This is a genomic window from Hamadaea sp. (assembly GCF_013362815.1).
In the GTDB taxonomy this organism is placed as follows: Bacteria; Actinomycetota; Actinomycetes; order Mycobacteriales; family Micromonosporaceae; genus Hamadaea.
In genome coordinates, this window is the sequence record NZ_JABFVK010000026.1 from 137,695 (window position 1) to 152,092 (window position 14,398).

A 14,398-nucleotide genomic window follows, 5' to 3' on the forward strand; every position below is an offset into this window, starting at 1 on the left:
CGGCGAACCGGCGGCGTGTCGGCGGCCGCGGATGAGCAGGCCCGGCGATGATCGAATGCGATGTCCGAATCCTCCGCTTCCGATGCCAGAGTGCTGCCTCGCATCGCCCGGCTGCTGGCCCCGTACAAGGGGTCGTTGCTGCTGGTGGCGCTGGCGGTGCTGCTAGCGGCGGCGCTCACCTCGGTCGCGCCGTTCCTGACCAAGGCGGTCTTCGACCGGGCGCTGTTCCCGCCGGACGGGCAGCCCGACCTTGAACTACTAACCTGGCTCGTTGCCGGGCTCATCGCCATTCCGCTGGTGGCGGCGCTGATCGGCATCGGACAGAACTACCTGACCAGTCGCGTCGGCAACTCCGCCATGGCCGACCTGCGGAGCAACCTGTTCGAGCATCTGCAGAAGATGGAGCTCGCGTTCTTCACGGCCACCAAGACCGGCGCGATCCAGTCCCGGCTGGCCAACGACGTCAACGGCGTACGCACGGTGCTGACCAGCACGGCCACCTCGATCCTGGCGAACACGGTCACCGTCGCGGCCGCCTTGGTGTCGATGGTGCTGCTGTCGTGGCAGCTGACCATCATCACCCTGATCCTGATGCCCATCTTCATCGCCGTGCAGGTGCGAGTCGGCCGACGACGGCAACGGCTGGCTCGGCGTACGCAGGAATCGCTGAGTGAGATGACGGCGATCACCGAGGAGTCGCTGTCGGTGTCGGGCATCCTGCTGGCGAAGGTGTTCAACCGCGCCGACGTCGAGACCGAGCGCTATCGGGCCGAGAACCAGCAGCAGACCAAGCTGCAGGTCACCGCCACCATGACCGGACAGAGCTTCTTCGCGCTGGTCAGCACCTTCTTCGCCATCACACCGGCGATCATCTATCTCGTGGCGGGCCGGATGGTCGACTCTGGTGCCGCTCTCACCGCCGGTACGCTCGTCGCGTTCACCACGTTGCAGGCCCGTCTGCAGATGCCTCTCATGCAGCTCATGCGGGTCTCGCTGGACGTACAGACGTCGCTCGCGCTGTTCCGCCGGATCTTCGAGTACCTCGATCTCGTGCCGGCCATTCAGCAGCGGCCGAACGCGGTCGGCCTCGACATCGCGACGATGCGCGGCGAGGTCGAGTTCCGGGACGTGTGGTTTCGCTACCCGCCACCGCGGGAGCTGTCCGAACCCGGCGGATCGGGCGCATCCCGGTTGCCGACGCCGTCGGCGGGCGCGGGCGCACGGCTCGGGCTGCTGTCCAGCGAGGGCAGCTCCGTGGTCACCGAGACGGTCGTGGCCGCCGGAGCCGCCAGCGACGAGCAGCAGGCGCAGACGCAGCTGAGCGCGCCCGACCCGCTCGACGGCGTACGCGCGCTGCCGGTCGAGCCGGTGACGGACGAACAGGAACGCTGGGCACTGGCCGGACTGTCGTTGCGCGTACGCCCCGGGCAGTTCGCCGCGATCGTCGGCCCCTCCGGCTCCGGCAAGACGACCGCGATCTACCTGATCCCCCGGTTCTACGACGTCTCCGAAGGCGCCTGCCTCATCGACGGCGTCGACGTCCGCGACATCACGATGGGCTCGCTGGCCGACGCCGTCGGCATGGTCACCCAGGAGCCCTACCTCTTCCACGGCACCATCCGGGACAACATCGCGTACGCCAAGCCGGCCGCCGGTCAGAAGGAGATCGAGCAGGCGGCCCGCGACGCCAACATTCACGACCGGATCATGAGCTTCGAACAGGGCTACGACACGATCACCGGCGAACGCGGCTACCGGCTGTCCGGTGGGGAGAAGCAGCGGCTCGCCATCGCGCGCGTGCTGCTGATGAATCCGCGAGTTCTCATCCTCGACGAGGCGACCTCGGCGCTGGACACCGAGACCGAGCGCCTCGTTCAGGATGCGCTGGAACGGGCCACCCACAACCGGACCACGATCGCCATCGCCCACCGGCTGTCGACGATCCAGTCCGCGGACGTCATCTTCGGCCTCGAAGACGGCCGCCTGGTCGAGCAAGGTACGCACGACGAGCTCCTGGCCCGGGGCGGTCTCTACGCCCGCCTCTACACCGAGCAGTTCAGTGGCGGGGCGGTCGAAGCGCGACTGGCCGACGGCGTGCGGTTCACCGACGGCACGGTTCTGTGCGACCACGGACCGCACATCCGCAGCGACGTCCGAGTTTGAGGGACCACCGGCAGCAGTCAGACCGCCGGGCATCCGTGGACGTCCGGCGGCCGAGGGTCTCGGGTGGATCAGCAGCTGGAGACGACGGCGAAGACTCCGGTCGACGTCTCCTTCAGGATCGTCGTGGTGGAGTCACCCAAGCCCATGTACGCCAACGTGCCCTTCGCGTAATACGGGTTGTACGGGTTGACGCCGTAACTGGTCGCCCGGCCCGCGTTCTTGTGCTGCAGATTCGTGGCCGCACCGCAGAAGAGCCCCGACGTCGGGGAAGCGCTCGGTGACGGGCTCGGCGACGACGTAGTCGAAGAACTCGGTGACGGCGTCGGCGTACCAGTGCGGTTGACTCGGCGATTATTCGCGAAGAAGAAGCCGGCCAGGTAGGCCGGGTAGTTGATGCTGTTGGTGCTGATGTAGCTGCCGCCGGACCCGCCGCCAGCCGGCCAGTTGTGGCCGAGGTTGGTGTTCTGGATGACCGACACCCGCGGGCCCTGGCTGTCGGAGTAGAGCGTTCCGCTACCGGCGGTGTTGGAGCCGACCAGCCCGCTGAGGCTGAAGGCGGACGTGGTGCCCGCGCCGTAGATACCGGCCATGATCTGGCCGTTGAGGGTGTTGTAGCCGGGCGCGACGGTCGTGTCGTTGCTGCCGTAGACGATCGAGGTCAGCTGGGTGGCGAAACCGGCGGTGTACGAGCCGGCGAACTGCTTGCAGACCGAGGTGCCCGTCGACTGGTTGGTCGCGACCGAGGAGATCTGGCCCGAGGTGGTGCCGACGGTCGGTCCGGCGTTGATGCCGATCCCGGCGAAGACGTCGGGAGCGAGGCAGCCCATGACCATGGTCTCGCCGCCGCCGGAGGACAGGCCCGACAGATACACCTGGTTGGCGTCGAGGTTGAGCGACGTACGCCCCAACAGTGCACTCACCAGGTTCAGCAGATCGTCGTCGTGACGGCCGGGGCTGGTGCGGCTGTGGTTGGTGTCGTAGTAGTCCCAGCACCCGAGGATGACGCCGCCGTTCGGGGCGGCCGGGAGCGCGACGACCATGCCGTACTGGTCGGCGGTGCTCGCCCAGTTCGCCCCGCTCTGCAGATCGGCGTTGGTCTGTACGCACCCATGCAAGCTGATCATGAGGGCACGCTTGTCGTCCAGCTGACCGGCGGTGGACGGCGTGTACAGCCGGACGTTCATGCCCGCGATGGTCTCGCTGGTCCACGCCCCGGCGGCAGCGGCGGTCTGCTGCTGTGCAAGGGCGACCACGAATCCCACGATCATGACGGCGACGAGGCTCAGGACGGTTGTTGTTCGGCTACGGCGGATCGGCATGGCACCTCCATCCAGAATTCCGATAGGAAGCCGGATCGCACCACGTGCCAATCGGGCAAGTCTGGCAAAGCGCATCGCTTCCCGGACGTCACGCTACGAGAGCAAACACACCCGAGACATATGGGTGAATGCAACTTTTCGTGGAAGCGAAGTGGAGGTGTCCCATACCGTCTGCGGCGTTACGCCCATGAATGCCGACCGCGGGTTCCATGATCAACGGAGAGAATGTGGGGCTATGACACCGCGAAACTTCCGCTGATCATGGCCGCCCAGCGCCGCGGCTCAATCATTGCGCTCGAGATCGATGGTGCTGCGCATCGGCGTACTGGTCCACAGCGCGCGTAGCGTCGGGTGTTGCTCGATCTCCCACAGCGCTTCGCGGAGCGCGGTCTCCATCGCGGGACGGGAGCGTTCGTAGTAGATACCGCTGTCCTGGGTGTTCAGCTTATCGATGTCGCTGAAAGCCGGCGAATCGGCGAAAATCATGTCCAGGTCGAGCCGCCAGTACTCCGGCTGATACCACTCCGTTTCCGTCCAGTCGGCCGGCACGTCGACCGCCATATACCGCTCGAACGACAGGCTGGGTAGGTCATCGTTCCAGCTGTAGCGCCCCCAGGAGATCGCGAATCCGTCGGCGTCCGTGCCCTCCGAGGTCTCCAACCCGTCGAGATCCATCGCCAGGAAGGCGCGAAAAACCGGCCAGGCCGCTTCGGGGCTGCCCACCCGGTCCGGATCGTGGCCCTGCTGCCGCAGCATGTCGCGCAAGACGTCGGCTGACTCTCGCCATGGCGTACGCACACCGCAAGGTATCAGAGCCGCGGTTACTCGATTGCGAGCCGGATCGCCACTCCCGCACCATAATCAGCGCACGTGTCGACAGGGAGCTGCCGTGACCACCTTCAGCGTACGAACCGCGAATCTTCCGGCCATCAACTCGATGACGAAGTATCCGTCGATCCCGACCTACCACAGCCTCGATCCGCGTAACGGCGGGCTGCTGGACGAGGCGGTGGCGTTCTCCGGGACCGTCGTCGGAACCGAGAAGGTCGACGGCACGAACTCGCGGATCATCTTGCTGCCGGACGGCACCTATCTGCTCGGCAGCCGCGAGGAGCTGCTGTACGCGCAGGGCGATCTGATCGGCAACCCCGCGCTCGGCATCGTCGACGCGCTGCGCCCGATCGCCGACAGCCTGCCCGCCGTGGACGGCGACCGCATCGTCGTCCATTATCTGGAGGTGTACGGCGGCAAGGTCACTGCTGCGTCGAAGCAGTACACCGGTGGGAAGGCCGTCGGATTCCGGATGTTCGACGTGGCGGTGGTCGGCGACTATCGCGAGATGTCGGACTGGGACCCCCAGCGCATCGCTCACTGGCGTGATGCGGGCGGGCAGGCGTTCCTCGACGAGGCGAGCCTTCGGCGTACGGCTGAGGGCATCGGGTTGGACCTGACCCCGCGGCTCTTCGAGCTCGACGCGGCCGCGATGCCCGGCGACATCCCCGGCATGAAGGCGTTCCTCGACGAGCGGATGCCCGCCACACTGGCGGCGCTGGACGGCGACGCCGGTGGCCGCCCGGAGGGCATCGTGCTGCGAACGTCGGACCGGTCGGTGATCGCGAAGGCCCGCTTCCAGGACTACGAGCGGACCCTCAAGCGCCGAGGCCGCTGACTACCGCGAACACCGGATACGAGCGGATCCTCAAGCGCCGGGGCCGCTGACACCACGACAGGGGTTGGACGCGGGGCGGTGGCGGACGCCTTCCGCTATCGTTCCTGCCCATGAGCCATCTGCCGCTGTCCCACGTCATCAGCGAGCGGCCGTCGGGCCCGACCGGGCGGCCGGCGTACTCGTGACTTTCCGGCGGGAGTGGCTGTGGGCGGTGCTCGGCTCGCTGCTGGGCGCCGCCGCCCTGACCTGGCCGACGCTGCGTGATCCGAGCCGGACGATCCCGGCCGACATCTGGGACCCGACCCTGCAGTCGTGGCAGATGGCCTGGTCCGGCCATTCGCTGAAGACCGATCCGGGCGCGCTGTGGGACGCGAACGCGTTCTACCCCGACTCTTACAGCTACGCCTTCTCCGACACTCTGCTCGGCTACGTCCCCGCCGGTCTGATCGGCTCCGGCCCTTCTGACGCGATTCTGCGCTACAACATCATGTTCGTCTTGGCGCACGCGCTGGCCCTGGCGGGCGGCTACTTCTTGGCCCGTCAGCTCGGCTCGCGGGTGAGCGGCGCTCTCGTCGTGGCGCTGGCCAGTGCGAGCGCGCCTTGGCGCTGGGCACAGGCGGGGCACCTCCACGTGCTGTCGACTGGTGGCATCGCCCTCGCCCTGGCGATGCTGGCGCGGGGGCACGGCTTCACGCTGCGCCGCGGGTGGCAACCGCAGGAGGCCCGGCCCGGCTGGGCGGTCGCGGGCTGGCTCGTCGCCGCCTGGCAGATCACGCTCGGCTTCGGCATCGGGCTGCCATTCGCGTACGTGCTGGTGGTGCTCGTGATCGCGGCGCTCGTGCTGCTCTGGCGGCGACGCCGGGCCGGCTTCAGGATGCCGCGCAGGCTCGTCATCTCCGACCTCGTCGGCGGCGCGGCCTTCGCCGTCACCACGATCGCGATGGCGATCCCCTACCTCAAGGTCGTCGAGCAGCACCCGTACGCCGAGCGCACCGTCACTGACCTGCGTTCTTACTCGTCGCCGATCCAGGGTTTCATCACCGCCCCGGCTCAGTCGTGGTTGTGGGGCGACCTGCATACGGGCCTGCGCGACTCGATGACGACTCCGAGCGAGACCAGTCTGCTGCCCGGCTTCGCCCTCTACGCCTTGGCCATCGCCGGGCTCTTCGTCTCCGCCTGGCCGAAGCGCAAACGCGTCGTGCTCCTGGCGGTCGCCCTCGGCGGCATCGTGCTGTCGATGGGCACCAAGCTGCTGTGGGGGGCCGGATACCTCCCGCTCTACTACGCGCTGCCCGGCTGGAACGCGATCCGTACGCCGGGACGCCTCATCCTCTGGACGACATTGGCCTTGGCGCTGCTGTCGGCCGGGTTCGTCTCCGAACTGGCCAGACGCGTACCTCGCAAGGCGGCCGTTGTGCTCCTCGTCCCGGCACTCCTGGTGGGCTTGGAAGGGCTGCAGCGGCTGGACTTCCCGGTCGTTCCGGCGGCACCGCCCTCGGTGGTGTCCCTGCGCGGCCCGGCCCTCGTCCTGCCCAGCTCGCAGCGCCTCGACGAGAACATCATGCTCTGGACGACCGGCGACTTCCCCCGGATCGTCAACGGCGGCAGCGGTTTCACTCCGCGTACGCTCGAGGAGATCCGCGTGCTCGCCGAGCACTTCCCCGACGCCGCCAGCGTGGACCGCCTGCGCGAGTTGGGCGTACGCGAAGTGGTGGTGCTCAAGCAGTACGCACCCGGCACCCCGTACGCGAACTCGCTCACCGCCACGGGCGAAGGGCTCGGGATCTCCCGAACGGACCGGCCCGACGCGGTCGTGTTCACCCTGAGCTGACGGCCGGTCGCCCGACCTCCCTCGCGATGATCGTCGGGAACCGACAATCTTGGGGAGCGCGACCGCCGTGATCGTCGGAAGCCGACAATCTTGGGCCGTTTCGTGCACTGATCGTCGGCTTCCGACGATCTTGGTGGGGCGTACTCGTCCATCGGGAGCGCAGCCAACGCGAGGTGAAAGGCTTCCCCATCCACGGACGAGGAAGCCCTTCCGACGAGAGCGCTAGAGGATCAGGTTGTACACGCCCCAACCGTTGCCGATCTTCTTCGGCTCCGAACCGTAGAACGGAACACCGTCATCACGAACGATATTGTTCGAATGCAACCACAAGGTTCCGTCCGACTCGCGAGCAACCAATTCTGTGAAGCCGTCACCGGTCACATCCGCTGCCACAACCAGGTTGTAACCACCCCAACCATGGCCGATCTTCTTGGGCTCCGAACCATAGAACGGGTCGCCGTTATCGCGGATGATGTTGTTCGAGTGCAACCACAAGGACCCGTCGGACTTGCGAGCGACCAAGTCCGTGAAGCCGTCACCGGTCACATCGGCTCCGACGATCAGGTTGTAACCACCCCAACCATGGCCGATCTTCTTGGGCTCCGAACCATAGAACGGGTCGCCGTTATCGCGGATGATGTTGTTCGAGTGCAACCACAAGGACCCGTCGGACTTGCGAGCGACCAAGTCCGTGAAGCCGTCACCGGTCACATCGGCTCCGACGATCAGGTTGTAACCACCCCAGCCGGTACCGATCTTCTTGGGCTCCGAACCATAGAACGGATCACCGTCATCACGGACAATGTTGTTCGAGTGCAGCCACAGCGTGCCGTCCGGCTTACGCCCCACGAGGTCCGTGTAGCCATCCCCCGTGATGTCGGCTGCCACAACCAGGTTGTAACCACCCCAGCCGGTACCGATCTTCTTGGGCTCCGAACCGTAGAACGGATCACCGTTGTCTCGGACGATATTGTTCGAATGCAGCCACAGGGTGCCGTCGGACCTGCGGCCCACCAGGTCGTGATAGGAGTCGCCCGTAATGCTGTGGCCGAGCCTGCGCTCCTCCTCGGCTGACCCACCGGTCACACCGGCCGGTTCGACGTAGCCGTCGATGTCCGAGTCCGTACGCGGCTTGCTGGCCCTGGTGACCGCGTCGCTCTGGTTGCCGCCGATGTACAAGACATCAGTGTCGTTGACGCCGACGACGATGGCCACGTGATCGATCTTGTGCGCATCGCTGCTGCTGTGGTCCGTGTCGAACACGATCGCGTCGCCGATCTGGGGTTTGTACCCGCCGGAGCGGGAGTGGTACAGCTCGCGATCGATCCCGTAGTCCTTGAACGACTGTGCGAAGCCGTCGATGACGCTGAGGCCGGTCACCCCGGCTTCCCGCCACACGTACTTGGCGAACGCGGCACACCAGGCGTAGGCGCTGCTACCGCCGCCCCAGCCGGACTTACCACCACAGGCGGGCCAGTTGAACATCTCGCCGCCGTAGTAGCTGCAGTTGGTCCCGACTTCATAGTTTCGCGTCTTGTCGCCGAGCTCACGCTTGGCGATCCCGACGATGTCCACCCGACCCGACGCGGCGCTGGCCGGCGCGGGGCTGATGAGGATCCCGCCGCCCAACGTCACAGTCAACGCAGCTGCGGCGGCCGCCCAACGTCTAAGGCGCGTACTTCCTGACGTCATGTGTCCCTTGTGTCCTCTCGCTCGTGCATACAGCTCATCTGGGTCGGCTGATGCTAGGGACACTTCTATTGCGAGACTCTTGAACCAGGATTGAATCCGCAGTTCGCGACCTTGATCGCGCTGCGCCGACACGGAGGGACCCACCCTCATCGGTGCGAATTGCCAGCGCACGCCCGTTGGCGAATTGCCCGACTTCCATGATCATGGTCAAATCTGGGCTGTGATAGCAACGCAGAATTGCCCATGATCTTGCGTTGCCATGATCAGCGGAAGTTTCTCGGTGCCATAGCCCCACATTTACTCCGCTGATCATGGCGCTGACGAGTCGAACAGGGACGGATGAGCCGATCCGAACTATTCGTCCGGCGTACGCCGCAGGTAGCGGAGGATCTGGATGAGCTGCCAGGGACCGAGGACGATCCAGCGCAGCGCGTACAGGCCCTTGCCGATCATGACGAACGGCCAGAGGACCACCGCCGTGGCGATGAGCAGGAACGACTCACGGCCTGACACGCGCTCGGCCGCCCACCGCTGCGACAGGCTGAGTCCTTCGTCGTCAGGGTCAGTGCTCATCGACGAATGATAGGTCACATCCAGTGCAGCGCCTCGCGTACGCCTTTCCGGCCGGTCACGCCGAGTTTGGCGTAGATCCGATGTAGATGGTTCTCCACGGTGCGTACCGACAGGACCAGGCGCTCGGCGATCTCCGGATTGGACAGACCGTCGGCGGCCAACGCGGCGATCTCCCGTTCGCGCGGTGTCAACGGCGACGGGCCCGACGCCGACCACCATGGCAGCACGGTGATCGGCCCGGCTTCGAGGAGCCGATCGCGGCGGAAGGCTGCTGCCGAGAGCACCTTCCGCGGCGTACGCGGACAGCGTTCGACGGCGTCGGCCGCTTCGGCGGCGAGCCCCGTCGCTCCGAGGTCTTTGTAGGACTCGACGACGTCCAGCAGCGCCGGGGCGGACCGTTCGGCGAGGGCTCGGATGTAGCCGGCGTGCACTGCGTAGGTGAACGGCAGCGCCGGGACCTGTTCCAGTAGCCGGGCGGCCTCCACCGGGTCGTGGACGCGGGCGAGCAGGAGGGCCGCCTCGATGGCGGGGGCGTACGCGCCGAAGCCGAGGTGTTCTTCGAAGAGCGGGACGAGTTCGCCGGCGGCTTGGGCTCCGGCGCCGCAGCAGCCGAAGACGAACGCGCGTGCCCGGCGTTCTTCGGCGGCGACATAGGGCATCGAGCCGCCTTCCCTGATCGCGGCCGCCGTACGCAGAACCGCCTGCGCCGGGTCGATCCGGCCGAGCGCCGCTTCGGCCATCGCGAGCTGACACGCGATCCAATGGCGCGTTGCGGCCGGACTCTGCTCGCCGGCTTCACTGGCGGCGCGCAGGCTCACCGCCGCTTCCCCGTACGCACCGCGATACGCGTGGATGGCACCAGCCGCGGCGAGCCCGATGCAGGTCGCCGCCGGCCAGTGCGCGGAGTGTCCCCACCCAACCAGCCCAGCGACGATGTCCTGCGCGGCGTCGGGGTCACCGGCGGCCAGCAGCGAGCCGATCGTGCCGAACCGCAAGGACAGCAGCACCTCGGCGGGTCGGCCGGGCCGATCATGGTGCCGGAGCAGGGCCAGCGACTCCGTGACCTTCCCGACCTGGTAGTAGGCCCCGGCCAGCTGATAGACGGCGTAGCCGCCCGGCCCGGCGAGATCGACCTCCGACAGCAGCGGATCGTCGGCACACGCCTGGATCGCCGCGCGATACTCCCGGCGCAAGGTGGCCAGCTGCACGGCGACCACCGACGCCGCCGGTTCACCGAGAACCTGACTGTCCACAAGGGAACTTAGATACGTGATGGCGGAATCGTCCCGGCACATTCCGCGTACCAAATTGGAGACCCGAGCACTGATCAGCTCGAGCCGGTCCGGATGGCGGGCAGTCGCGGCGCCGAGGATCGTCTCGACCTCGGCATGGCGCTTCTGCGCGGACAGCGCGCCCGCCAGTAGCTCCGCGTGCCGGGGCGACTCGCCGCCGGCGGCCGTGACCAGGCGTTCGGCCAGCACGCCATCCATGCGCGCGAGTGCGTCGGACGCGGCCGCCAGCAATTCCGGCTCGCCCGGGTCGTCCGAAGCGTCCAGCCGCAGCGTGACCCGCTGGAGCAGATGCCGCTCGCCGGTAAGCCGATCCGCCAACGCGCGCCGCAACCGGCGAACCGTGACCGGCGTGGCCTGTTCCAGCAGCACCTCACCGTAGAGCGGGTGCGGCAGCGAGAGTTGGTCACCGGCCGGCGTCGCGTGCAGCCATCCGCGCTCGCACATCGACTCGATCAGCGCGGAGTCGGACAAAGCGGTGATCGCGTCGGCGTCGACCGGCTCGCCGAGCGCGACCATCAGCAAGATCTCACGCTCGGCCGCGGACACCGAGGCCAGGCGGTCGGCGAGCACCCGGGTGACACCGCCGCGCCGCTGATCATCGCGCCAGGACCATCGCGAGCCCGCGCCCCGCTGCAGCGTGCCATCCTCGGTCGCCGACACCACCAGCTCCACGCAAGCAAGCGTGTTTCCGCTGGTCAGCCGATACAGCGCGGCCGTCGTGGCCGGGTCCACCGGTCCGCCGAGCAGATCGGTCACCAGCGTCGCCACACCGTCCGCGGTCAAAGCCGCCAGCTCGACCGGCGGCGTGCGGCGATCGCGGCGCAGGCTTTCGATCGCATCTGGTACGCGTTCCCCCGCGCGCATGGTCAGAATGAGGCGTACGCCGCTGCGGGATAAGTCGTGCACCAGCGCCGCCGATCCGGCGTCGAGCAGGTGAGCGTCGTCCACGACGACCGTCGACGACGATCCCGAGAGCCGGTCCAGCAGTTCCCGAAGGAGCAGCACGGGTAGCGTCCCCGGCTGGGGATGCTCTTCGGACCGGCGGCCTTCTTCGGACCGGCGGCCGCTTTCGGGGTGGTGGCCGCTTTCGGACCGGCGGATCGTGAGGTATCGCGCGAATGCCCCGAATGGGATCGTCGCGGCCGCCCGGGTGGCCGCCACCCATTCCGCCTGATCATCGGCGAGCGTCCTCGCCAGGTGCGTCTTGCCCACTCCGGCCGGGCCGATCAGCAGTACGCCACCGGCCTCGGCCAGCATGAGCCGAGCCCGGGCGAGCTCGGCCTCGCGGCCGGCCGCTCGCCGGGCGACTCCGTTCGTGAGCGCGGGCTGTTGACGCACGCGCGGAAATCTACTCCGAACGCAGACCCGGCTACGCACCCGGCAACTGCGGCACCACGGCCTTGGCCACCTCGATCGCCCCCGCCTTCGGGTTGCTGTGGTTCATCCGCACGTCCAGCACGAAGCAGTGGAACAGGTTCCGGTCGTCCAGGCGTACGCTCAGCTGCCCGGAAGACGAGAAGTACACCGCCTCCTGCCCGAGCCCGCCGACCGTCTGCCCCTTCGCCTTGGTCAGGTCGAACATCGTCTTCGCATTCGGCTGGTACTCGGTGATGAGCTTGCCGAGCGGCGTACCGGAGACGTTCGCCTTGTAGGTGCAGACCGCCACGTCGCCCGACATGCTCGGCTCGGCCGACTCGATGGCGAATCCGGAGATCTGGGCGGCCTTGGCGGTGGTCATCATCGCGCACAGCTGCTCGGGGGTGACCTTGGCCGCCGTGGTTCCGCTGCTCGCGGTGGTCCCACTGCTCGGACTTCCGCCGCCGGCTGTGGCACCTGACGAGTGCGTCGTCGTGGGCGAACTCGTCGTTTCGGTGGGACCGCAGGCCGCCGTGAGGATCACGGAGGCCGCCACGATGACGGTGGTAACAGACTTCCTCATGAGGCCGATGATCAATCGCGGCCGGCGCTCCCCGCATGAGCGGCCGGTACTCAAATCCGGCTGTCCGCTACCGGACTGGCCGAACCCTCGCGATCAAGGCCCCGACCGGCCCAAACTTGTCCGCGACCGGGACGGTCTTCAGCGCCTTTGGGCGGCTGGATCACGGATCTGGGTCGAATCTTGACGAGAATTCGACCCGGATCCCTGATCCGGTGCGCCGCTCAGTCCAGCGAAGACGACAGGTGATCAGGAGGGATCTCGATGAGCGACGCCACGATGCGTGACGCGATGGTGCGGATGGCCACCGATGCCGAGTTCGCCCGCCGCGTACGCGAAGACGGTCCCGCCGTCGCGCGGGAGCACGGCCTGTCAGCGTCGGAACTGTCGGCCTTGCAGGCGCTGGACAGCTCCGACACGACAGCGGGCCCCGGCCGGCTGGGCGAGCGGCTGTCGAAGTCCGGCCTGTTCGGAGCCGGCGTGGTGCTGTCCGCCGTCGGGAACCTCGGCAGCGCAGCATCGGTGGCCCCCGACGGCCTTCTCTGCGACGGCCACAGCTTCGTATGCGACGGGCACAGCCTCCTCTGTGACGGCCACAGCTTCGTGTGCGACGGACACAGCTTGGTGTGCAACGGCCACAGCTTTGTCTGCAATGGACATTCGTTGCTGTGCAACGGGCACACGCATGCACCCGCGAGCCACCACGCAGTGGCCGGCGTGCAGTGCGACGGCCACGCCAAGGTCGCCGTCGTCAAGTGCAACGCCCACCTCACCGCCGGAATCCAGTGCAACGGCCATCCCACCGCCGGGATTCAGTGCAACGGCCATCCCACCGCCGAAGTCGTCAGATGCAACGGCCACGCCATCACGGGAATCCAGTGCAACGGCCACCCCACCGCCGGAATCCAGTGCAACGGTCACCCGACCGCTGGGATCCAGTGCAACGGGCACGCGGTGCAGCTGCACCCGCCCGTAGTGGGCCTGCCCGGCACGCACAGTCTGCTCATCCCGCCGAGCACTCCCGAGGGCACGGCCAAGTAGTGAACGAGGTCGAGATCCGGCGCTACGCGGAGGCTCGCGCGGCGCTGGCCCATCCCGGGCTGAGCCGGGCGCGGATGCGCAGCGGGCACGACGTCGACGCGCATGTGCTCAACATGGACGGCCCCGACCACGTACGCCATCGCCAGGCGGTCGACGCTGCGCTGTCGGCTGCGGTCACAGCTCAGTTGCCGCTGCTGACTGCGGCGGTGCGTACGGCGATCGAGGAACTTCCCGCGGGCACGCCGGTCGACGCCGGTGGTGAGGTGGCGTACCGGCTCTCGGTCGCGGTGGTGGACCTGGTCGTCGGGCTTGGTGGCCCGCAATCGCACCCCTACTGGGCCGGCCTGGCTCAGGGGATCGACTTCGGCGTCCTCAGCCCGGATGCTCTCCCGGAGGCGTTGGCTCGGCTGACGGCCGTCGCCCAAGAAGCTCATCCGCACACGATGGCCGCCGCGCTGAGCCGCAGTGCCCTGAGCCCGTCCGAAGTGGCGGCGAATCTGCTGTTCGCCGTGTCCGCCGGGATCACCAACTTGACGAATGCGCTGGGGGCGGCCCTGCTGGCGCTCGCCCGGCACCCCGACGCGTACGCCTGGCTCGCCGCCGATCCGGCGACTCGGCTGACCAGTGCCACCGACGAGTTGCTCCGCTTCGGCGAACCCGCCGGACGGCACAGCACCCGCGTCGCTTCCGATGGGCGTACCAGTCGGATCTTCAAAGCAGCCGCGAACCGTGACCCGTCCCGGTACGCGGACCCGGACCGGCTGGACCTGGCGCGGACCCCGAATCCGCACCTGACCTTCGGCCATGGACGGCACTATTGCCCGGCGGCGTTCCTGTCCCGCCTTGTGCTGGATCAAACCCTGCTGGCGCTGGTACGCCGCT

11 protein-coding genes are annotated in these 14,398 nt (G+C 67.7%); 5 read left to right on the forward strand and 6 right to left on the reverse strand.

The window, feature by feature from the left end:
* The first annotated feature begins 90 nt into the window (after positions 1-90).
* Positions 91-2,163, forward strand: a complete 2,073-nt coding sequence (locus tag HOV77_RS15095) for an ABC transporter ATP-binding protein (protein ID WP_290862632.1) — start codon at positions 91-93, stop codon at positions 2,161-2,163.
* Positions 2,164-2,231: 68 nt separating this feature from the next.
* Here HOV77_RS15095 and HOV77_RS15100 read toward each other — a convergent pair whose 3' ends face one another.
* Together HOV77_RS15100 and HOV77_RS15105 are read right to left on the reverse strand one after the other, a co-directional pair.
* On the reverse strand, positions 2,232-3,482 hold the full coding sequence (locus HOV77_RS15100; protein ID WP_290862634.1) for a PHB depolymerase family esterase: 1,251 nt from the start codon (positions 3,480-3,482) through the stop codon (positions 2,232-2,234).
* A 282-nt stretch (positions 3,483-3,764) separates the two neighbouring features.
* Positions 3,765-4,247 (reverse strand): hypothetical protein, encoded by a 483-nt coding sequence (locus HOV77_RS15105; protein WP_290862636.1) that lies wholly within the window; start codon positions 4,245-4,247, stop codon positions 3,765-3,767.
* A 124-nt stretch (positions 4,248-4,371) separates the two neighbouring features.
* Here HOV77_RS15105 and HOV77_RS15110 point away from each other — a divergent pair, with 124 nt between their 5' ends.
* Positions 4,372-5,151 carry an RNA ligase family protein gene (locus HOV77_RS15110; protein ID WP_290862638.1) on the forward strand — a complete coding sequence of 260 codons (780 nt, stop codon included), beginning with the start codon at positions 4,372-4,374 and terminating at the stop codon, positions 5,149-5,151.
* A gap of 181 nt (positions 5,152-5,332) precedes the next feature.
* Complete coding sequence (locus HOV77_RS15115) at positions 5,333-6,982, forward strand: hypothetical protein (RefSeq protein ID WP_290862640.1); 1,650 nt, start codon at positions 5,333-5,335, stop codon at positions 6,980-6,982.
* Between the two features lie 222 nt (positions 6,983-7,204).
* Here the strand turns inward: HOV77_RS15115 and HOV77_RS15120 are convergent, their stop codons facing one another.
* The 4 genes from HOV77_RS15120 to HOV77_RS15135 form a co-directional block, all read right to left on the reverse strand.
* Positions 7,205-8,611 (reverse strand): FG-GAP-like repeat-containing protein, encoded by a 1,407-nt coding sequence (locus HOV77_RS15120; RefSeq protein WP_290862641.1) that lies wholly within the window; start codon positions 8,609-8,611, stop codon positions 7,205-7,207.
* Positions 8,612-9,028: 417 nt separating this feature from the next.
* On the reverse strand, positions 9,029-9,247 hold the full coding sequence (locus HOV77_RS15125) for a hypothetical protein (protein WP_290862643.1): 219 nt from the start codon (positions 9,245-9,247) through the stop codon (positions 9,029-9,031).
* A 14-nt stretch (positions 9,248-9,261) separates the two neighbouring features.
* Positions 9,262-11,877, reverse strand: a complete 2,616-nt coding sequence (locus HOV77_RS15130; RefSeq protein ID WP_290862645.1) for a LuxR family transcriptional regulator — start codon at positions 11,875-11,877, stop codon at positions 9,262-9,264.
* A 31-nt stretch (positions 11,878-11,908) separates the two neighbouring features.
* A complete protein-coding gene (locus HOV77_RS15135; RefSeq protein WP_290862647.1) occupies positions 11,909-12,478 on the reverse strand; it encodes a hypothetical protein in 570 nt (189 codons plus the stop codon).
* Between the two features lie 261 nt (positions 12,479-12,739).
* Between HOV77_RS15135 and HOV77_RS15140 the strand changes: the two genes are divergently transcribed.
* Together HOV77_RS15140 and HOV77_RS15145 are read left to right on the forward strand one after the other, a co-directional pair.
* Positions 12,740-13,516 carry a hypothetical protein gene (locus tag HOV77_RS15140; protein ID WP_290862649.1) on the forward strand — a complete coding sequence of 259 codons (777 nt, stop codon included), beginning with the start codon at positions 12,740-12,742 and terminating at the stop codon, positions 13,514-13,516.
* The coding region (locus tag HOV77_RS15145) for a hypothetical protein (RefSeq protein WP_290862651.1) at positions 13,516-14,398 on the forward strand (883 nt) is incomplete at its 3' end. The genes HOV77_RS15140 and HOV77_RS15145, both read left to right, overlap by 1 nt.